Source organism: Salinibacterium sp. GXW1014 (assembly GCF_044769865.1).
In the GTDB taxonomy this organism is placed as follows: Bacteria; Actinomycetota; Actinomycetes; order Actinomycetales; family Microbacteriaceae; genus Homoserinimonas.
Genome location: NZ_JBIZWA010000001.1, coordinates 646,371 through 664,829, shown reverse-complemented (window position 1 = coordinate 664,829; position 18,459 = coordinate 646,371). Strand labels below are relative to the sequence as shown.

Genomic DNA, 18,459 nt, shown 5'->3' with positions numbered 1-18,459 from the left:
TAAACGCGTGGGCTTTGCGATTGTTCCGCGTTACGGCACATCACATCTGCGCGCTTTGGCTTCGCCGCGCGAGCTACTAGGGTTCGAATGAACTTAGGTCTACCTAAGTCGTCTGGTTGCATCCCCGTTCTCCAGGAGCCTTCGTGAACACAGCCCTCGCGCGCCTGCGGGCATGGCCGTCGACGCCCGCGCTGCTACTCACGCTCGCCCTGGCGCTCGCCCCTCTGACTGATCGACCGGGCGACGAGGTGGCCACGGAGGCGCGGGGCGACGCCTGTGCCGTCACAGAGGCCAGCATCGGGTGGGGCTTCAAGGAGGCGTTCCGCTCCTACATCAGCGGCACGATCGCGAAGGGCGAGTGGACGGTCGCGGAAGGGGCAACCTACGAGACCCCGCTCTTCGGCTTCCCGGCCGGCGCCGGAACCTACGACGGCGCGACGGGGGAGGGCGAGTTGTCGTTTCCCGGCGCCATCACCTTCACGGGCCACGGTGGCGTGCTGAACACGACGGTCCGCAACCCGCGCATCGAACTCGAGGGCGACACCGGCCGGCTCTTCCTCGACGTCAGCGGCGACACCCAGGCGGGCGAAGCGGTCGACCGGGCCGGGGTGCACTTCGCAGACCTCGATTTCGCGGCTGCCACCTTCAACACGGCAGGCGGACGAATGACGATCGCGGATGCCCCTGCCGCGCTCACCGAGCAAGGCTCGGCAGCGTTCGGCACCTACGAACCAGGCTCTGAGCTCGACCCGCTCACGATCGAGCTCACCCCCGCGCAGGGCTGTGAGCGTGAGCCGGCTCCCGCCGCGGACGAGCCCGGCTCGGAAGAGTCGAGAGAGTCGTCCGGCGCATCATGGCTGCCGTGGGCGGTCGGCGGCGCGCTCGTGCTTGTTGTGGTCGCGGGAGCGCTTGCCCTCCTCCGTCGTCGCGCGCCGGGTGCATGAGTCGCGACACGGCAGCCTGGTTCCGCGATTTCGGGCGGCAGGTGGCATCCGTCTCTCCCATGTACGAAGCGTGGGCGGGCGCCGTCGCGGATGACCCCGCCACGGTCGCCCTGCTCGAGACGCTCCCGGAGCAGCACCGGCAGCCTCCCCTCGTCTTCGCCGTCGCGAGCCTGCTCGGCGCGCGAGACCACGGCACCGGCATCACCGACTTCCTGCGCGGCAACGCCAGCGCGCTCGCCGCGGAACTCGCCGCCCGGCCCATGCAGACCAACGAACCCGGCCGGTGCGCGGCACTCACGGCAGCGCTCGCCACGATCGACGGGCCCGTCGCTCTCCTGGAGCTCGGGGCATCCGCCGGCCTCTGCCTCTACCCCGATCGCTACAGCTACGACTACTCGGGCCACCGCCTCCACCCCGACGACGGGCCCAGCGCCGTCACCCTCACGTGCACGTTGGGAGCGGGCATCGAGCCGCCGCGAAGGCTGCCAACCGTCGTGATGCGCGCTGGCGTCGACCTCCGCCCGCTCGACGTGACGAGCCCAGCGGATGCCGCGTGGCTGGGCGCCCTCACCTGGCCGGGCCAGCACGACCGCGAGTCGAGGGTGCGGGGTGCGATCGCGATCGCACGGGACGACCCGCCGCATTTGCTGCAGGGTGACGCCGAGTCGGCCGTCGACGAGCTCCTCGCGCTCGCGCCTGAGGGCGCGACGCCCGTCATCGTCACGATGGGCGTGCTCATCTACATTCCGGCGCCGCAGCGGGAACGGCTCGCGGAACGCATCCGCGCGAGCGGTGCCCGCTGGGTGTCGCTCGAGGGCGCGAGCGTGCTGCCCCGCGTGGAAAGGCAGCTGCGCGACGCGGGCTGGGCGGAGGACGAGCTCCGCGGGCGCTTCGTGCTGGCCGTCGACGAGCATCCGCTCGCCTTCAGCGGGCCCTACGGCGAAACGCTCGAGGCCTGCGAGCCGGGCGCGGGCGCGTAGACGGCGCGGGCGAGCGCATCGAGCACGCCGGCCGTGCGCGGGCCGAAGCCGAGCACCTGGCCCGAGGCCATGTCGACGAAGCGGCGGTTCTGGCCGGCCGGCGTCTGGGCGAGGGCTGGCTTCTCGTCGAGGAGTCCGTCGATGCCGCCGGTGCTGTCGAGGCCCGAGGTCATGACCAGGATGAGGTCGGGCCTCGCGGCGATGACGGCCTCATCGGTCATGGGCTGAAGCCCAGTCCAACCGATCTCGGTCGCGACGTCGATGCCGCCGATGCCCGTGATGAGGTCGTCGACGCCCGACTCGCTGCCGAAGAGGTAGTAGATGCCGGAGCCCCCGCGCAGGTAGAGGAAGAGCATCCGCAGGCGGTCGTCGCCGTTCGGGGCGATCTCGGCGATCTCGGCGGCCTTGGCCTCGATCTGCGCCTCGAGGAGCCCCGCGAGTTCCTCGCCAGCCTCGGCGGCACCGAATGCCGCGCCCACCTGGCGGGCGAGCGTGCCGACGCCCTCGAAGCCGGCGACGTCATCGACGAAGACGACGGGGATGCCCGCGTCGCGCAGTTGCAGCACGACGTCGATCGGGCCGATGCTGCCGTCGGTGACGACGAGCGTCGGGCGAAGGCTGATGATCGACTCAGAGTTGATGCTGTGGCCGCTCGAAGTCACCACGGGAAGGTCGACAACCTGCTCGAAGGTCGACGAGATGTCGCGGCCCACGAGGGTCTCGGCGAAGCCGAGCCCGACGATGGTCGCCGCGATCGAGCCAGACATGTCGAGGCCCAGCACCCGGGTCGTCTCGGTGACGGTGACGGCCGTGTCACCTGTGAGGTCGTGCGAGGTGACCGTCGCGGGAAGCTCCTGTTCGGGCCGCTCGATCAGCACGTCGACGGATGCCGAGGCCAGCTTCGCGGTCGACTCGCCGGTCCAGTCGCGTGGGTCGTCGAGCAGGTCGAGCTGCGCAAGGGGCACCCGCTGCGCGTCCGCATCGGTGACCTCACTCGAGGAGTACGACTGGCCACCCATGCAGCCCGTCAGGAGGGCGAGGGCCGCCGCGACCGCGGTGAGGGCGGCAGGGATTCGGCGGCGCGGCACGGGGCTCCTTGCGATGATCGGGCTTTTGGTAAGGCTATCCTAACTAAGCATCGGATGTCGCGACCCTCCGCCCGCCTCTCCGGCTGCCACTGACTGTCGCCATAACCTTGGATGGATGCCCACCACCGCAACCGACAAGCGCTCGGATCTCCCCGAGCTCCCTGAGCGCGATGCGCGCATCCTCGAGTTCGAGCGCCGCCCGTGGAGCCACCCCGGCGCGAAGGAGGAGGCCATCCGCGTTGAGCTTGGCCTCGGCCCGGCCCGCTACTATCAGTTGCTGAACGCCGTCATCGAATCCCCGGCGGCCTTCGCCCACGACCCGATGCTCGTGCGACGCCTGCGGCGCCTGCGAGACGCCCGCCGTCGCGCCTGACCTCCCAGTCGCGGCGACGATCCACCTGAGGAACACGATGGCCACCCGCATCCGAGATCGCTTCGACGACATCCCCGACGACCTGCCCCGGGTCGGCGCCCACCGCGCGCCGGCCGAGGCGGCTCGTCGCTGGATCGCCGTCGCATGGGCGGCACTCGCCACCGTTGTGCTCGTCGCCGGCGGACTCTTCGCCCTCTCACTCCTCAATCCAGACCTCGACCTGCGGGTGCCTGGCAGCGACACGGCCGCACCAGGCGACCCCGTGGACCCCGAGCCGGAGCAGCCGACGGTCGAGCCCATGCTCGACCCGAGCGTGCCGATCACGGTGCTGAACGGCACGGCGGCCCAGGGCCTCGCGAGCCAGGTGGGCGATGCTCTCGTCGCCCAGGGCTGGGAAGGGGCGTCAACGGATGTCGGCAGCCGAGCAAATGCGGCAGCTGACGATGTCGAGCGCACGCAGGTGTTCTACAACGACCCCATCAACGAGGCCGCAGCGCGCATGCTCATCCAGCATCTGGGCGTCGGGGAGCTGCGTCTCTCCAACGACTATCCCGCGGCGCCGATCGTCGTGCTGATCGGTGCCGACTACGAGGCGACGACCCCCTGATCGTCGTTCGGCTGGGCCCCGCACGTTACGCGCCCGTTTAATCTCGCGTCTTCCGCCGACAGATTCTCATCTGGCTCTCCCCTTTTGGGCCGCGGATCGTTACTATCTGGAACTGGTCGCCCATCCGGCTCTGTGAGGCTCTCGACTACGCGCTTCGTGAACCTGATGACGCGGGATACCCGTCCGCGCTCGGTGACTCGGCGCCGCACCGCGAGCGCCGTTGAACGGTACACAGCAGGGAGTAACACATGGCGAACGGATCCGTGAAGTGGTTCAACGCTGAAAAGGGCTACGGATTCATCACCGTCGAGGGTGGAGGGCAAGACGTCTTCGTCCACTACTCCGCCATCGACATGAGCGGTTACAAGGTGCTCGAAGAGGGTCAGCAGGTGACCTTCGAGGTCGGCACCGGGTCGAAGGGCCCGCAGGCGGAGTCCGTGCGGCCCGCGTGACGCAGCACTGATTGATTGCGGGGCTCGCCTCGCGCTGACGCCGCTCCCGTTGGGGGTGGCGTTAGTGTTTGGGACGTGATTTCCACCCCGCGCAGCTCTCGACGTCATCTCGGCACCCTCGGAGCCCTCGTGGCGGCGCTGTTGCTGGCCGGATGCTCGGGCGAAGCGCCCTCGTCACCCCAGGCATCCCCGTCGCCCGACTACGCCTCTGACTACGTGGCGCCAGAACCCACCGATGTCGCCCCCCTGCGGGGCACGACCGTGCCCGAGGGCTCGCTCTCACACGCGGCACTGTCGGCGAAGATCGACAACCACTGGGATGCTCGCCCGCAGCTCGGCCTCGAGCGCACCGACATCGTCTTCGAGGAGCTCGTCGAGGGGGGCATCACGCGCTACGTCGCCGTGTGGCACAGCGACGTCCCCGAGCAACTCGGTCCCATCCGCTCGATCCGGCCCATGGACCCTGAGATCGCGGGCTCCCTTGGCGGCATCATCTTCTATGCGGGCGGCCAGCCGCAGTTCGTGTCGATGATGCAGCAGACCTCGCTCTACAACGCAATCCATGGACAGCCCGACACGGCCGCCTACATGTTTCGCTCGAGTGACCGGAGGGCGCCCCACAATGTGATCGTGCGGGCGAGCGAGTTCCTTGCTGCCCACTCGGATGTCGCGGCACCCCGCCAGCAGTTCGCCTACGCCCTCGATGCCGCCTCGGCGACCGCCGCAAAGGAGGGCACGCCGACGGGCGCCCTTCGGCTCGCGTTCTCGAACCAGTTCGTGCCCTCGTGGACGTGGGATGCGGCATCCGGCACCTTCCTTCGGTCGCAGGACGGTGCGCCCGACCTCGACTCCAACGGCGCCCAGCTCTCGGCGGTCAACGTCGTGACCCTGCGCGTTCCCATCTCGCACGGCCATGGCGTGCCCAAGACCGAGCTCCTCGGCAGTGGCGAGGCCTGGGTCTCGACGGGCGGCGGCACCGTCAGCGCGACCTGGCGCAAGGGCTCGATCGATGCCCCGATCACCCTCGTCGATGACAACGGCATCACTATCAGGCTTGGGGCAGGCAACACGTGGGTCGAGCTCGTGCCGCTCGAGGGTTCGGTCGCGGTCGACCCGCCCGCCTGAGCGCGGGCCCAGCGTTTCGCACCCGCCTCTCTCCCGGCTTGCACTCGCTTGGGCAGAGTGCCAGAATCATCTAGCACTCTCTTTGTGAGAGTGCCAAAAAGCTGATGCATTTCCGACGTCCGGGAGGGACGAAGAACACATATGGCAAAGATGATTGCTTTCAACGAAGAGGCCCGTCGTGGCCTTGAGCGTGGTCTCAACACGCTGGCCGACGCCGTCAAGGTGACGCTTGGCCCGCGTGGCCGCAACGTCGTCCTCGAGAAGAAGTGGGGCGCCCCCACGATCACGAACGACGGTGTCTCGATCGCCAAGGAGATCGAGCTCGACGACCCGTACGAGAAGATCGGTGCCGAGCTCGTCAAGGAGGTCGCCAAGAAGACCGACGACGTCGCGGGTGACGGAACCACCACCGCAACGGTGCTCGCCCAGGCTCTCGTGCGTGAGGGCCTCCGCAACGTTGCCGCGGGTGCAGACCCCATCAGCCTCAAGCGTGGCATCGAGAAGGCCGTCGCTGCTGTGACGACCGCGCTCGTCGAGCAGGCGAAGCCCATCGAGACCAAGGAAGAGATCGCCGCGACCGCGTCGATCTCCGCCGGTGACCCCGAGATCGGTGCGCTCATCGCCGAGGCGATCGACAAGGTCGGCAAGGAGGGCGTCGTCACCGTCGAGGAGTCGAACACCTTCGGCACCGAGCTCGAGCTCACGGAGGGCATGCGCTTCGACAAGGGTTACCTGTCGGCGTACTTCGTCACCGACCCCGAGCGCCAGGAGACGGTCTTCGAAGACCCCTACGTGCTCATCGTCAACTCCAAGATCTCGAACATCAAGGACCTGCTGCCCGTCGTTGACAAGGTCATCCAGGCCGGCAAGCAGCTCCTCATCATCGCCGAGGACGTCGACGGCGAGGCCCTGGCCACGCTCGTCGTGAACAAGATCCGCGGCATCTTCAAGTCGGTTGCCGTCAAGGCTCCCGGCTTCGGTGACCGCCGCAAGGCGCAGCTGCAGGACATCGCCATCCTCACGGGTGGTCAGGTCATCAGCGAGGAGGTCGGCCTCAAGCTCGAGAACACGACCCTCGACATGCTGGGCCGCGCGCGCAAGGTCGTCATCACCAAGGACGAGACGACCATCGTCGAGGGCGCGGGCGACGCGTCGCAGATCGAGGGCCGCGTCAAGCAGATCCGCTCCGAGATTGACAACACCGACAGCGACTACGACCGCGAGAAGCTCCAGGAGCGCCTCGCGAAGCTCGCCGGTGGCGTCGCCGTCATCAAGGCGGGTGCCGCGACCGAGGTTGAGCTCAAGGAGCGCAAGCACCGCATCGAAGACGCCGTTCGCAACGCGAAGGCTGCCGTCGAGGAGGGCATCGTCGCCGGTGGTGGCGTCGCCCTCATCCAGGCCGGCGAGGTCGCCTTCGCGGGTGACGCGCTGACCGGTCTCGTCGGTGACGAGGCGACCGGCGCGAACATCGTCAAGGTCGCGATCGACGCCCCGCTCAAGCAGATCGCCATGAACGCGGGCCTCGAGCCCGGCGTCGTCGCCGAGAAGGTGCGCAACCTCCAGGCGGGTCACGGCCTCAACGCCGCGACCGGCGAGTACGTCGACATGCTGCAGGCCGGCATCAACGACCCCGTGAAGGTGACCCGCTCCGCGCTGCAGAACGCTGCGTCGATCGCCGGGCTCTTCCTCACCACGGAGGCCGTCGTCGCCGACAAGCCCGAGAAGAACCCCGCGCCGATGGGTGACCCGTCGGGCGGCATGGGCGGCATGGACTTCTAGTCCGACCCAGCACCACTGCGAAGGGCGGCTCTCCACTGGGGAGCCGCCCTTTGGCATTTCAAGAGTGGCGTCAGCGCATGAACATGCTCGCGTTGGCGCGCTCCGCCTCCGCGTACTGCTGCCCCGCGCGACCGAGCGCCTGCGTGATGCCCGCGAGACTCTGCTCCACGTGCTGCTGGGTCGTGCGCCAGTCAGCGACGACGCCCTGGAATGCCGTCGAGGCCTGACCTGTCCACGAGGACTGCAGGCTGAGGAGCTGGCCCAGCATGCCGGCGACCTCGCCCTGGATGCGGGAGGCGGATGCGCGCACGGCGCTCTCGGCGCTGAGGACGGCGTCGCTGTCAACCTGGTACTGCGTCATGGTGTTCCCTTCGTCGTGGGTGCCGGTGGTGGCATCCGGATGCCGGCAACGATAGGGAGACCTTGCTGCGGCCGGCGGGACTCAGTTGCTGCTTGTGGGCGACGTCGAGACGAAGGTGTCGGGGAGGAGCGGAAGCGTCAGCCGGAAGGTCGCGCCGCCACCAGGGGTCTCGAGCACCTCGACGTGGCCCTTGTGGGCATCGACGATCGCGGCGACGATCGCGAGGCCAAGCCCGCTGCCGCCCGTCTCCCGCGTGCGGGAGGTGTCGGCGCGCCAGAAGCGCTGGAAGATCTTCTCGCGGATCTGCGGCGGCACGCCCTCGCCGTGATCGACGATGTCGAGCTGCGCGATCCGTCGTGAGGCATCGACGCAGACCACGAGTTCGATGGGACTGCCGGCGGGCGTGAAGCGCAGCGCGTTGCCGATCAGGTTCGTGATGACCTGGCGGAGCTTGTTCTCCTCGCCCAGCACGACGGCGGGCACGACGAGCTTGATGTGCTCACGCTCGGCCAGTGGCAACATCTCGGGTGTTCCGGCGTCACCGTTCCGCACCCCACGCTGGCGGAGCGACCGCAGGCGGGCCAGCTGCGCGCCCGCGAACGCGATGGGCCCCGTCGCGGTCGTCGCGGGTTTCGGCGTGGACTCGGGTGGTGCCTCGATGTCCTCGCTCGCGGGCAGGTCCGGCTCCTCGACCTTGACGGTCACCTTGCGGTCGGGGGCCTGCGCCATCGCGTCGAGCGAGGCGTCGTAGGCGAGCGGCAGCAGGTCGACGGGCGCGAGGCGGAGCGGCTTCTTCTCATCGGCGCGGGCCAGTTCGAGCAGGTCCTCGACCAGCTCGCCCATCCGAATCGCCTCCTTCTCGATGCGCTCCATGGCCTGGGCGACATCGTCTGGCTTCTGGAGGGCGCCCATGCGGTAGAGCTCGGCGTAGCCGCGCACCGAGACGAGCGGGGTGCGCAGTTCGTGGCTCGCGTCGCCGACGAAGCGGCGCATCTGGTCGATCGTGCGGGCGCGGTCGGCGAAGGCCCGGTCGATGCGCCCCAGCATGACGTTGAGTGATCGGTTGAGGCGGCCGACCTCGGTGTTGGGCGTCGCGCCCGGGAGTCGCTGGCTGAAGTCCCCGCCGGCGATCGCGGCGGCCGTCGCCTCCACCTCGCGCAGGGGACGGAACGTGGATGTCACGAGCACCCGGGTGAGCGCCGCGCTCAGCACCACAACCGAGAGCGCGAAGCCGAGGAAGATGGCCGTGTAGCGGGCAATCGTCGCGTTGACGTCGTCGAGGCGCTGGCCGATCACGAGCGTCGCGAGATTGCCGTTTCGCCCATCCTCTGCAGGGAAGGCCACCACGCGGGTCTGGCTCGTATGGGTCGCGTTCTGCAGCGTCACGGCCCCATCGAGCTGCACGACGTTGCTGAGAGTGAGTTCCTCGAGGTTCGGGCGCAGGTGGGCCTCGTCATCGGCCAGGTTGTCGCCGACAAGATTGCCATTGCGATCGACGAGCGCCATGTAGAAGGAGGTCGGCACGAGGTTGCCGCTCGAGATCGCATCCTCGTCGAGGTTGATCCTCCACGCCTCGATGTCGGCGGCGGCCGCGACGATGTTGGCATCGACCCGGTCGAGCAGGTAGGTGCGCAGCACGGTCATGGTGCCGACGCCGGCCACGAGCAATCCAGCCGTGACGATAAAGACCGTCACCCCGGTGATCTTGGTGCGGAGGGAGACGGAATCCCACCACTCCATCGGCTGCTCTCGGCTCACGGGTTCAGGCTACGCGCTCGTGCTGGGCGAAGCATCCGCCCCTCCCGTTCAGGACTTGTCGACCTTGAGCATGTAGCCGAAGCCCCGCTTCGTCTGGATCATCGGCTCCTCGGTGTACTGGTCGAGCTTGCGACGCAAGTAGGAGACGTAGGACTCGACGATGCCGGCGTCGCCATTGAAGTCGTACTCCCACACGTGATCGAGAATCTGGGCCTTCGACAGCACGCGGTTGGGGTTGAGCATGAGGTACCGCAGGAGCTTGAACTCGGTGGGGGAGAGCTCCACCTGGTCTTGGCCGACCGTGACCTCGTGGGTGTCCTGGTCCATCGTGAGCTCGCCCGCGCGGATGATCGCGTCTTCCTCGTCCTGCATTGTGCGGCGCAGGATCGCCTTGATGCGGGCGACGATCTCATCGAGGCTGAACGGCTTGGTGACGTAGTCGTCGCCGCCGACCGTGAGGCCCGTGATCTTGTCCTCGGTGTCGTCCTTGGCCGTGAGGAAGAGGATGGGGGAGGTGTACCCGCTGGAGCGCAGGCGCTTGGTGACCCCGAAGCCATTCATGTCGGGGAGCATGACGTCGAGGATGATGAGGTCTGGCTCCTCCTCGAGCACGGCCGAGATGGCCTGTGCGCCATTGCCGACCGCCCGCACCGCGAAGCCCGCGAAGCGGAGACTCGTGGTGAGAAGGTCGCGGATGTTCGGCTCGTCGTCAACGATGAGAATCTTGGGTCCGTCGCTCATGCGCCCAGTCTCTGCGAGTTTCCTGAGTGCCGGCTGGATGCATGCGGAGCACGCGCTCGAGTGCGAGCATGGGGGGATGCTCTCCCTCCCGCCCCTCGACTCCCCCGTGCGCCGAATCGGCACGCGGAGCTTCGACTTCTCCCGCGAAGTCGCCGTCATGGGCATCGTCAACCGCACCCCGGACTCGTTCTATGACCAGGGGCGCACCTTCGGGCTCGAAGCGGCGGTGAGGGCCGCACTCGCGGCGGTCGCCGCGGGCGCCGACATCGTCGATATCGGGGGAGTGCCCTTCGCTCCGGGCGACCCGCTGCCAGCCCAGGAGGAGGCCGAGCGGGTCGTGCCCGTCATCGAGGCCGTGCGCGCGGCATCCGATGTCGTGATCTCGGTCGACACCTTCCACGCCGAGGTTGCCCGCCGAAGCATTGCGGCGGGTGCCGACATCATCAACGACACGACGGGGCTCAGTGACCCCGACATGGTCGGCGTCGTCGGCGACAGCGCAGCAAGCCTCATCGTCACCCACAGTCTCGCGACCCCCCGCACGCAGTACCCTCGCCCGCACTACGACGACGTGGTCGTCGAGGTGGTCGAGTTCCTGCGCGATCGCGTCGAGCGAGCCGTCGCCGGTGGACTCACGGCGGAGCGCATCATCATCGACCCCGGCCCCGACCTCAACAAGAACACCCTCCACACACTTGAGATCGTGCGCCGTTTCGATGAGATCGCGGCGCTCGGCCTTCCCGTGCTCGCCGCCCTCTCCAACAAGGACTTCATCGGTGAGACACTCGACGCGCCCAAGCCAGAGCGGCTGGAGGGTTCCCTCGCTGCGGCCGTCGCGAGCGTGCTGCAGGGCGCCCGCATCGTGCGTGTGCACGAGGTCGCCCCGACCGTCGCCGCCGTGCGCATGGCCGAGGCGATCCTCGGCATCCGCGAACCGGCCTACCTCAAGCACAACATGGGTGAGTTCAATGAGTGACGCCATCCGGATGCTGCAGCCCTACACCTCGCTCGATGACGACGGTCTCGCCGCGGTCTATGCCGTGCGCGATCGCTCGGCACCGTGGCTGCGGGTCAACATGGTGTCGAGTGCCGACGGGGCGGGCACGCGGCGCGGTCGCTCCGGCGGGCTCGGCACCGCGGCCGACCGCCGCGTGTTCGAGGTGCTGCGCTGGCTCAGCGATGTCATCGTGGTCGCGGCGGGCACCGTGCGCGCCGAGGGCTATGCGGGGCCGCTGATCAGCTCAGAGGGGCGGGCGTGGCGCGTCGAGGAAGGGCTCGCCGAGCATCCGCAGTTCGCGATCGTGTCGGGCAGCCTCGACCTCGATCCGGCCAGCGCGCTCTTCACCGAGGCCGTGCACCGGCCCATCATCATCACGTGTGAGAACGCGCCCGCGGAAGGCAGGGCCGCGCTCGCAGCGGTCGCCGACGTGGTCGACTGTGGCGTGGCATCCGTCGACACCCGGCAGCTCAAGCAGCACCTCGCCGATCGCGGCCTCACGCAGCAGCACTGTGAGGGCGGGCCGCATCTGCTGGGGGCTCTCGCGGCCGACGGCGCGATCGACGAACTGTGCCTCACGATCAGCCCGCTCCTTGAAGGGGGACCCGCAGAGCGCATCGCCCGGGGGCCGGATGCCGCGGGGCTCCCGCTGCGGCTCGCCCATGCCCTCGCGGCCGACGACGGCACGGTCCTGCTGCGCTACACCCGCGCGTGACCGCCCTATCCCAACTCAGGAGTTTGCTTTCACAATTCAGGAGCTCCTGAACTAGGAAAGCAAACTCCTGAATTGGGAAAGGGCAGCTCCTGAATTAGGAGAGCTTCCTCCTGAGTTGGGAGGGTCAGGCGGCGGCGATCTCGAGGCTGTGCGCGTCGAGGATCTCGTAGCTGTAGCCCTGCTCGGCGAGGAAGCGCTGGCGGTTCTGCGCGTAGTCCTGGTCGACGGTGTCGCGCGCGACGAGCGTGTAGAAGTTCGCGGGCAGGCCCGACTCCTTGGGGCGCAGCAGGCGGCCGAGGCGCTGCGCCTCCTCCTGGCGTGAGCCGAACGACCCGGAGACCTGGATGGCGACGGTCGCCTCGGGCAGGTCGACCGAGAAGTTCGCGACCTTCGACACGACGAGCACCGTGAGCGTGCCGTCACGGAAGTCCTGGAACAGCCGCTCCCGCTCGGCCACGGGTGTTGACCCGGTCAGCTGGGGCGCGTCGAGGGCGTCCGCGAGTTCCTCGATCTGGTCGAGGTACTGCCCGATCACGAGGATGCGTTCCCCGTCATGCCGTGCGACGAGCTGCTTCACGACGTCGAGCTTCGCTGGCGCGGTCGAGGCAAGGCGGTAGCGCTCATCGTCGGCGGATGCCGCGTACTGCAGCCGCGCATCCTGTGGCAGGTCGATGCGCACCTCGTAGCAGGATGCCGGCGAAATGTAGCCCTGCGCCTCGATCTCCTTCCAGGGTGCGTCGAAGCGCTTGGGCCCGATGAGGCTGAAGACGTCGCCCTCGCGGCCGTCCTCCCGCACGAGCGTCGCCGTGAGGCCGAGGCGACGGCGCGCCTGTAGCTCGGCCGTGAGCTTGAAAACGGGCGCGGGCAGCAGGTGCACCTCGTCGTAAATGACGAGGCCCCAGTCGAGCGCGTCGAGCAGTTCGAGATGGGCGTACTGCCCCTTCCGCTTCGCGGTGAGGATCTGGTAGGTCGCGATCGTGACCGGCTTGACCTCCTTGCTCTGGCCCGAGTACTCGCCGATCTCGTCCTCTGTGAGAGAGGTGCGCTTGAGGAGCTCGGCACGCCACTGGCGGGCCGAAACCGTGTTGGTCACGAGGATGAGCGTGTTCGCCTTGACGGATGCCATCGCCCCCGCGCCCACGAGCGTCTTGCCCGCGCCACAGGGCAGCACGACGACGCCCGACCCGTAGTCGGAGAAGTTGCGCACGGCATCCTGCTGGTACGGGCGAAGACTCCAGCCGGTTTCGGCCAGATCGATGTCGTGCGGAGTGCCGGGCGTGTATCCAGCCAGATCTTCTGCGGGCCAGCCGAGCTTGAGCAGCTCCTGCTTGATCTGGCCGCGCGCCCACTGCTGGATGACGACCGTCGTGTCGTCCCGCCGCTCGAAGAGCAGCTCGGCGACCTTCTTGGCGCGCCCGATCTCGGCGAGCACGGCCGTGTCGGTCGCGGTGAGCAGCAGCGTGCCCTCCTCGTCGCGTTCGATTCGCAGCCGCCCGTAGCGCTCGACCGTCTCGCGGATGTCGACGGCGACGCTCTGCGGCGTCGGGAACTTGCTGTACTGCTCAAGCGTCGCGAGCATGTCGTCGGCCGTGTGGCCTGCCGCCCGCGCGTTCCAGAGGCCGAGGCGCGTGATGCGGTAGGTGTGCACGTGCTCGGGTGCGCGCTCGAGTTCCGCGAAGATCGAGAGGTCGTGGCGTGCGTCGGCAGCGAGCGGATGCGCCACCTCCAGCAGCACGGTGCGGTCGCTCTGCACGATGAGGGGGCCGTCAGTCATAACGTTCCAGTCTACGCGCGCGAGGCTGGGGCGGCGGCGGATGCTCAGTCGGCCGTGCGCACAGCCGTCACGCTCGACAGTGGCAGGGTGCGTTCGATGTCGCTCTTCTTGTCGCGGGCGCGCATCCGCCCTCCCGACACGCTCGTGGGTTCGAGTTCGTAGTCGACGACGTCACCGCCCGGCATCCGCACGCTGACGACGAGGGTCTCCTTGGCGCGCGCCGCCGACTCCACCTGCCGCGCCAGCCAGGCCTGGCTCGTGTCGTCACCATCGGCCGCGCGCTCCTCCGCGGCGTCGGATGCAAGGCGAGTCACCATCTCGACAAGCGGGTCGGAGAGATGGTGGCGCTGTTCGCGGGCGATGCGGTGGCGGCGCAGCGCCAGGACCGCGCCGTGCTCGTCCTCGGCGGCGACGGGGTAGCGGGCGTCGCTGAGCGACCAGAAGACGATGTCGCGGTCGAAGCGGCTGACGAGGCGGTGCTCGCCGACGCGCATGAGTGCGATCGACGCGAGTGACTGGTCGACCGCGACGGTCTGCAGGAGGTGCGCATCATCAGAGCGCACGTAACTGCGCGCGCCGTAGCTGCGGTCGTCGGGGTCGAGCGCCTCGCCGTCGAGGGTGCCGACGCGCAGCAGGCCGTAGCGTGCGGCGCCCTCCGTGATCAGGTAGTCGAGCGGCTGAGGGATGCCCGTGCTCGAGATCTCGCCCAGGAACTCGCGCAGGCTCTCCGCCGTCTCGCCCGCCGTGAGCGCTCGGTTCACGGTGGCCGCGGAGATGCGGAAGGTCGTGGCGAGGCCCCGGTTCTCCACGTCGGCGACCACGCGCATCCGCTCGTCGATGGCCGGCTCGAGCGGGCCGGGAGCCACGACGGAGAGGTCGTGCTGCAGATACACGGTCGACACCTCGCGTGGCAGGAGCGGCCGGAGGAGCTCCTCGGCCTCCTCGGGTCGTCCCGCGAGGAGCAGCGCTCCGGGGCCGCTCGGCGCCTGCGCCGCCGTGATGCCGAGCAGCTCGGCGCCGCGCGTGTAGGAGGTGACGCGCTCATCCATCCATTCCCCGCCGGCCGGGTACAGCCAGTCGATGTACGAGCGCAGCCCGTCGCCCCAGATGGAGTGTGCACGCTCCGCGAGGAGGGCGCGGATGTCGCCGGGGAGGCGGGCAAACCAGACGTTGGTCAGCAGGCGCCACCGCATGCTCGTCGGGTGGCCCAGCCAGTCGTTGCCCGTCTCGGTCGTCATCCAGCCAGTCGAGTCGCGGCGCACGAATGCGCCACGTTCGGCAAGCGCAAGGTAGTCGGTGACCGTCTCGAGGTCGACCCTCATGGCGGCGGCGAGGCGCTTGGCGTCCGGGAGCGCGATCCCGCCCTTCGCGAGTTCGCGCGCAGGCTGCCGCTCGAGTTCGAGCAACAGCTCGGTGACGGCCCCCGTCGCAGCGAAGGCACGCTCGGCGGCGAGCTTGTCGATGAAGCGGCGGTCGACGTCGGGCACCCGCTCAAGGGCGCCACCGGCGTCGGTGCCGGCCAGCTCTTCCAGGCTTGGGAGGCCGAAGGTGGGCCATCCGCGAAGCTGGTCACAGACAGCGTCATAGCAGGCGAAGGTCTCACCCTGCGGATGCACCAGCAGGAGGGCTGCCGCTGCCCCCAGACGCTCGCCAATGGCACTGTCGTGCACTGGACGTGTCGAGTGGGGCGCGAGTGCCTCGGCGGCCTGCTGCGGGGTGAGGGGACGCTTCTCGCGCGCGAGCACGGCGAGCGCCGTCAGCGTGTGGCGATCGAGCCGCGTGAGTGCCGTCTGCACGGCGCCATGCTCGAGCAGCACGTCGGCAAGGTCGAAGTAGTCACGGATGCCCGCGATCGCCGTCAAGGACAGCCCGAGGTCGCGCGCGGCGAGGGCGTCGACGAGGTCTTGTTCGGGCATGCTGCGCAGGTGTCTGGCCAGCGTCAGTGTGTTGCCCATATTGCCTGCGTTCCGTCCTCGCCTCGCTGCGGGAACCTTCGGTGGTGGAGTGGCTCAGTCAGCGCGGTTCGCGCGTGAGCGGCGCACCGCTGTGAGCACGAGGAGCACGATTGTGAGCACGAATGCCGCCGGGAGGGCGAAGTACGGAAGCATCACGACCGTCTGCCAGAAGCCGTCGACCTCACCCGATACGGCGCCCGTGGCGTAGCCGATCATCGCGACGGCGAAGCAGACGAGGGAGATGATCACGAGCCCCGCCACCATGAAGGCGAGGATGCGCTGGATGCGGCTTGCGGGTTCCGCTACTGGATTGCTCACAGCACAAGGATAAGGGCAGGGGAAGCCGGATAGTCTTATGTCGCAGGCGTCTCTCCGCGCCTGGCAACACGATCGAGAGGTAGGGCCATGCCAACCGGCAAGGTGAAGTTTTACGATGACGACAAGGGCTTCGGCTTCATCAGCTCAGACGACGGCCAGGAGGTCTTCCTGCACGCGTCGGCACTCCCTGCCGGCACCACCGTGCGCGCCGGCACCCGGCTCGAGTTTGGCATCGCCGACGGCAAGCGCGGCGCGCAGGCGCTGTCGGTGCGCGTGCTTGAGTCGCCCGTGAGCCTGACCCGCATGACGCGCAAGCCCGCCGATGACATGGCGATCATCGTTGAAGACCTGGTGAAGCTGCTCGATGGCATCGGCGCGAACCTCAAGCGCGGTCGCTACCCCGACAAGTCTCACGGAGCCAAGATCGCGGCCATGCTGCGCAAGGTCGCGGACGAGCTGGATGCCTGAGTCGACCGGCAATCCTGCGGGTCCCGCGGACTTCGACCTCGCCCGCTCGGCACTCCTCGAGATCACGCCAGAGTCGACAATCGGCGAACCTGCTGGCTCGATCGACGAGGGCCAGGGCACCGTGACGGTGTACTTCGACTCGAAGAAGGCTGGCTACCCGGGGTGGCGCTGGACCGTGAGCATCGCGCACGTGGACGGGGCCGAGCCGACCGTGCTCGAGACCGAACTCACGCCGGGTGATGCCGCGCTCCTGTCGCCCGACTGGGTGCCCTGGGCCGACCGGCTCGCCGAGTACCAGGCCGCCCAGGAGGCGGAGAAGGCTGCCGCCGCGGATGCGGAATCGGCCGACTCGGAGTCGGACGACGACGACACCGACGACTACTACGACGACGACCCGGATGACGACGACGAGGCGCTCCTCCACGGTGGCGACCTCGACGGCGTTGATATCGATGAGATCGCCGACGACACGTCCGACGACGATGACTCGGACGACGACGACGATGACGATGACGATGACGACGACGACTCGGATGACGATGACGACGAGTCAGACGACGACGAAGACTCCGATGATGACGAAGACGACGACTCGGACGACTCCGACGACGACGAGTAGTCCTTAGCGGGGCCCGCGCCGCTGCGCGTAGGCGAGCCCCAGGCTGCCGAGCACGATGCCGGCGATGCACGACCAGAGCCACATGCTCGGCAACTCCACGCCAAACAGCGCTGGCGCCGCGACGACCGCAATGAGGCCGAGCACCCAGGCGATGAGGCCGACGACCAACGGTTTGCGGTCGTCGGTCTCCACCGGCTCAGGATTGGGCCGGCGCTCGGATGGCTTCAGCCAGAGGCGCATGGGTCTAGAGTGCGCCGACGACGTATTCGATGCTCTTGATGAGCTGACGGATGTCGTCGGGCTCGATCGCCGTGAAGGTGGCGACGCGCAGCTGGTTGCGTCCCAGCTTGCGGTAGGGCTCCGTGTCGACGATGCCGTTGGCCCGAAGCGCCTTCGCGATGACGGCGGCGTCGATGTCGTCATTGAAGTCGATCGTGGCGACGACCTGCGAGCGGTGCTCCGGGTTGGCGACGAACGGGGTCGCGTAGTCGACGCTGGCCGCCCAGTCGTAGAGCGCTGACGAGGACTCCTTGGTGCGGGCATCCGCCCAGGCAAGGCCGCCGTTGTCGTTGATCCACTGCACCTGGCTGTCGAGCATGAGGAGCGTCGAGAGGGCCGGCGTGTTGAGGGTCTGCTTGAGGCGCGAGTTGTCGACCGCCTGCTTGAGGCTGAGGAAGTCGGGGATGTAGCGATCGCTCGCCGCGATGCGCTCGACCCGCTCGAGTGCGGCGGGGGAGAAGAGCGCGAACCAGAGGCCACCGTCGGAGGCGAAGTTCTTCTGGGGTGCGAAGTAGTAGACGTCGGCCTGCGAGGCGTCGAAGTCGACGCCGCCCGCGGCGCTCGTCGCGTCGATCACGGTGAGGGCGCCCTCGTCGCCGTGCACGCGGGTGACGGGAGCCATGACACCCGTCGAGGTCTCGTTGTGGGTCCAGCCGTAGAGGTCGATGCCCTCGCGAGCGACCGCGTCGGCGCGCGAGCCGGGCTCGGCCTTGATGACGTCGGGCGCCTCAAGCCACGGGGCTGCGGCGGCCTTCGCGAACTTGCCGCCGAACTCGCCGAAGGTGAGGTTCTGGCTGCGCTTCTCGATGAGGCCGAATGCCGCGGCATCCCAGAACGCGGTCGAGCCGCCGTTGCCCAGCACAACCTCGTAGCCCTCCGGGATGCGGAAGAGCTGCGCGAGCCCCTCCTGCACGCGGCCGACGAGGTTCTTGACGGGCGCCTGCCGGTGGGAGGTGCCGAGGATCGATGCGCCCTCCGTCGCCAGGTACTCGATCTGCTGGGGGCGCACCTTCGAGGGGCCGCATCCGAAGCGTCCGTCGGCGGGCAGGAGGTCAGAGGGGATCGTCACGTCGGCCATGCGACGATTCTAAGGCTCGGCACGGGGATGTCGTGGGCCACACGTTAG

20 protein-coding genes are annotated in these 18,459 nt (G+C 68.6%); 11 read left to right on the top strand and 9 right to left on the bottom strand.

Annotated elements, in window-relative coordinates; genetic code table 11:
• The first annotated feature begins 143 nt into the window (after positions 1-143).
• Positions 144-944, top strand: coding sequence for an HtaA domain-containing protein (locus ACIQK7_RS03280; RefSeq protein WP_403021237.1), 801 nt, complete (start codon positions 144-146; stop codon positions 942-944).
• Positions 941-1,924 (top strand): DUF2332 family protein, encoded by a 984-nt coding sequence (locus ACIQK7_RS03275; RefSeq protein ID WP_403021235.1) that lies wholly within the window; start codon positions 941-943, stop codon positions 1,922-1,924. Before ACIQK7_RS03280 ends, ACIQK7_RS03275 begins: the two co-directional genes overlap by 4 nt.
• On the opposite strand, the gene ACIQK7_RS03270 is transcribed toward ACIQK7_RS03275, so the two are convergent.
• Positions 1,879-3,012, bottom strand: coding sequence for a hemin ABC transporter substrate-binding protein (locus ACIQK7_RS03270; RefSeq protein ID WP_403021232.1), 1,134 nt, complete (start codon positions 3,010-3,012; stop codon positions 1,879-1,881). The two genes, ACIQK7_RS03275 and ACIQK7_RS03270, sit on opposite strands and share 46 nt — an antisense overlap.
• Positions 3,013-3,127: 115 nt before the next feature.
• Here ACIQK7_RS03270 and ACIQK7_RS03265 point away from each other — a divergent pair, with 115 nt between their 5' ends.
• The 5 genes from ACIQK7_RS03265 (at position 3,128) to groL (ending at position 7,348) form a co-directional block, all read left to right on the top strand.
• The gene (locus ACIQK7_RS03265; RefSeq protein ID WP_325209495.1) at positions 3,128-3,385 is read left to right on the top strand and encodes a DUF3263 domain-containing protein; all 258 of its coding nucleotides are present in this window, start codon (positions 3,128-3,130) and stop codon (positions 3,383-3,385) included.
• A gap of 37 nt (positions 3,386-3,422) precedes the next feature.
• Positions 3,423-3,992, top strand: coding sequence for a LytR C-terminal domain-containing protein (locus ACIQK7_RS03260; RefSeq protein WP_403021228.1), 570 nt, complete (start codon positions 3,423-3,425; stop codon positions 3,990-3,992).
• Positions 3,993-4,240: 248 nt separating this feature from the next.
• Complete coding sequence (locus ACIQK7_RS03255) at positions 4,241-4,444, top strand: cold-shock protein (protein WP_147722701.1); 204 nt, start codon at positions 4,241-4,243, stop codon at positions 4,442-4,444.
• Between the two features lie 75 nt (positions 4,445-4,519).
• Positions 4,520-5,569 (top strand): DUF3048 domain-containing protein, encoded by a 1,050-nt coding sequence (locus ACIQK7_RS03250; RefSeq protein ID WP_403021226.1) that lies wholly within the window; start codon positions 4,520-4,522, stop codon positions 5,567-5,569.
• A gap of 141 nt (positions 5,570-5,710) precedes the next feature.
• Positions 5,711-7,348, top strand: a complete 1,638-nt coding sequence (gene groL / locus ACIQK7_RS03245) for a chaperonin GroEL (protein WP_403021224.1) — start codon at positions 5,711-5,713, stop codon at positions 7,346-7,348.
• Between the two features lie 70 nt (positions 7,349-7,418).
• On the opposite strand, the gene ACIQK7_RS03240 is transcribed toward groL, so the two are convergent.
• The 3 genes from ACIQK7_RS03240 to ACIQK7_RS03230 all read right to left on the bottom strand — a co-directional run bounded on the left by ACIQK7_RS03240 (position 7,419) and on the right by ACIQK7_RS03230 (position 10,208).
• The gene (locus tag ACIQK7_RS03240) at positions 7,419-7,709 is read right to left on the bottom strand and encodes a WXG100 family type VII secretion target (RefSeq protein ID WP_147722698.1); all 291 of its coding nucleotides are present in this window, start codon (positions 7,707-7,709) and stop codon (positions 7,419-7,421) included.
• Between the two features lie 81 nt (positions 7,710-7,790).
• On the bottom strand, positions 7,791-9,449 hold the full coding sequence (locus ACIQK7_RS03235) for a sensor histidine kinase (protein ID WP_403023951.1): 1,659 nt from the start codon (positions 9,447-9,449) through the stop codon (positions 7,791-7,793).
• 66 nt (positions 9,450-9,515) lie between these two features.
• Complete coding sequence (locus ACIQK7_RS03230) at positions 9,516-10,208, bottom strand: response regulator transcription factor (RefSeq protein ID WP_147722697.1); 693 nt, start codon at positions 10,206-10,208, stop codon at positions 9,516-9,518.
• Positions 10,209-10,284: 76 nt separating this feature from the next.
• On the opposite strand from ACIQK7_RS03230, the gene folP reads away from it, so the two are divergent.
• Together folP and ACIQK7_RS03220 are read left to right on the top strand one after the other, a co-directional pair.
• Positions 10,285-11,184 (top strand): dihydropteroate synthase, encoded by a 900-nt coding sequence (gene folP, locus ACIQK7_RS03225; RefSeq protein WP_403021221.1) that lies wholly within the window; start codon positions 10,285-10,287, stop codon positions 11,182-11,184.
• Positions 11,177-11,920 (top strand): pyrimidine reductase family protein, encoded by a 744-nt coding sequence (locus ACIQK7_RS03220; RefSeq protein ID WP_403021219.1) that lies wholly within the window; start codon positions 11,177-11,179, stop codon positions 11,918-11,920. Before folP ends, ACIQK7_RS03220 begins: the two co-directional genes overlap by 8 nt.
• A gap of 124 nt (positions 11,921-12,044) precedes the next feature.
• Here the strand turns inward: ACIQK7_RS03220 and ACIQK7_RS03215 are convergent, their stop codons facing one another.
• The 3 genes from ACIQK7_RS03215 to ACIQK7_RS03205 all read right to left on the bottom strand — a co-directional run bounded on the left by ACIQK7_RS03215 (position 12,045) and on the right by ACIQK7_RS03205 (position 15,967).
• Complete coding sequence (locus ACIQK7_RS03215) at positions 12,045-13,694, bottom strand: DNA repair helicase XPB (RefSeq protein WP_403021217.1); 1,650 nt, start codon at positions 13,692-13,694, stop codon at positions 12,045-12,047.
• A 44-nt stretch (positions 13,695-13,738) separates the two neighbouring features.
• Positions 13,739-15,610, bottom strand: a complete 1,872-nt coding sequence (locus tag ACIQK7_RS03210) for a helicase-associated domain-containing protein (protein WP_403021215.1) — start codon at positions 15,608-15,610, stop codon at positions 13,739-13,741.
• 93 nt (positions 15,611-15,703) lie between these two features.
• Positions 15,704-15,967: a hypothetical protein gene (locus ACIQK7_RS03205; protein ID WP_403021214.1), complete on the bottom strand. Its 264-nt coding sequence runs from the start codon at positions 15,965-15,967 to the stop codon at positions 15,704-15,706.
• A gap of 87 nt (positions 15,968-16,054) precedes the next feature.
• On the opposite strand from ACIQK7_RS03205, the gene ACIQK7_RS03200 reads away from it, so the two are divergent.
• Together ACIQK7_RS03200 and ACIQK7_RS03195 are read left to right on the top strand one after the other, a co-directional pair.
• A complete protein-coding gene (locus tag ACIQK7_RS03200) occupies positions 16,055-16,435 on the top strand; it encodes a cold-shock protein (RefSeq protein WP_403021211.1) in 381 nt (126 codons plus the stop codon).
• On the top strand, positions 16,428-17,054 hold the full coding sequence (locus tag ACIQK7_RS03195; RefSeq protein ID WP_403021208.1) for a DUF3027 domain-containing protein: 627 nt from the start codon (positions 16,428-16,430) through the stop codon (positions 17,052-17,054). Before ACIQK7_RS03200 ends, ACIQK7_RS03195 begins: the two co-directional genes overlap by 8 nt.
• Positions 17,055-17,057: 3 nt before the next feature.
• Here the strand turns inward: ACIQK7_RS03195 and ACIQK7_RS03190 are convergent, their stop codons facing one another.
• Complete coding sequence (locus ACIQK7_RS03190) at positions 17,058-17,294, bottom strand: DUF2530 domain-containing protein (RefSeq protein ID WP_403021207.1); 237 nt, start codon at positions 17,292-17,294, stop codon at positions 17,058-17,060.
• Positions 17,295-17,298: 4 nt separating this feature from the next.
• A complete protein-coding gene (gene serC, locus ACIQK7_RS03185; protein ID WP_403021205.1) occupies positions 17,299-18,411 on the bottom strand; it encodes a phosphoserine transaminase in 1,113 nt (370 codons plus the stop codon).
• Positions 18,412-18,459: the final 48 nt, after the last annotated feature.

What these genes read in the sequence shown, in the direction of transcription:
- ACIQK7_RS03190 (WP_403021207.1), bottom strand. Translation starts at nt 17,294, where the DNA reads ATGCGCCTCTGGCTGAAGCCATCCGAGCGCCGGCCCAATCCTGAGCCG.
- ACIQK7_RS03215 (WP_403021217.1), bottom strand. Translation starts at nt 13,694, where the DNA reads ATGACTGACGGCCCCCTCATCGTGCAGAGCGACCGCACCGTGCTGCTG.
- ACIQK7_RS03210 (WP_403021215.1), bottom strand. Translation starts at nt 15,610, where the DNA reads ATGCCCGAACAAGACCTCGTCGACGCCCTCGCCGCGCGCGACCTCGGG.
- ACIQK7_RS03255 (WP_147722701.1), top strand. Translation starts at nt 4,241, where the DNA reads ATGGCGAACGGATCCGTGAAGTGGTTCAACGCTGAAAAGGGCTACGGA.
- ACIQK7_RS03240 (WP_147722698.1), bottom strand. Translation starts at nt 7,709, where the DNA reads ATGACGCAGTACCAGGTTGACAGCGACGCCGTCCTCAGCGCCGAGAGC.
- ACIQK7_RS03260 (WP_403021228.1), top strand. Translation starts at nt 3,423, where the DNA reads ATGGCCACCCGCATCCGAGATCGCTTCGACGACATCCCCGACGACCTG.
- ACIQK7_RS03195 (WP_403021208.1), top strand. Translation starts at nt 16,428, where the DNA reads ATGCCTGAGTCGACCGGCAATCCTGCGGGTCCCGCGGACTTCGACCTC.
- ACIQK7_RS03200 (WP_403021211.1), top strand. Translation starts at nt 16,055, where the DNA reads ATGCCAACCGGCAAGGTGAAGTTTTACGATGACGACAAGGGCTTCGGC.
- folP (WP_403021221.1), top strand. Translation starts at nt 10,285, where the DNA reads ATGCTCTCCCTCCCGCCCCTCGACTCCCCCGTGCGCCGAATCGGCACG.
- ACIQK7_RS03265 (WP_325209495.1), top strand. Translation starts at nt 3,128, where the DNA reads ATGCCCACCACCGCAACCGACAAGCGCTCGGATCTCCCCGAGCTCCCT.
- ACIQK7_RS03275 (WP_403021235.1), top strand. Translation starts at nt 941, where the DNA reads ATGAGTCGCGACACGGCAGCCTGGTTCCGCGATTTCGGGCGGCAGGTG.
- ACIQK7_RS03230 (WP_147722697.1), bottom strand. Translation starts at nt 10,208, where the DNA reads ATGAGCGACGGACCCAAGATTCTCATCGTTGACGACGAGCCGAACATC.
- serC (WP_403021205.1), bottom strand. Translation starts at nt 18,411, where the DNA reads ATGGCCGACGTGACGATCCCCTCTGACCTCCTGCCCGCCGACGGACGC.
- ACIQK7_RS03235 (WP_403023951.1), bottom strand. Translation starts at nt 9,449, where the DNA reads ATGGAGTGGTGGGATTCCGTCTCCCTCCGCACCAAGATCACCGGGGTG.
- groL (WP_403021224.1), top strand. Translation starts at nt 5,711, where the DNA reads ATGGCAAAGATGATTGCTTTCAACGAAGAGGCCCGTCGTGGCCTTGAG.
- ACIQK7_RS03220 (WP_403021219.1), top strand. Translation starts at nt 11,177, where the DNA reads ATGAGTGACGCCATCCGGATGCTGCAGCCCTACACCTCGCTCGATGAC.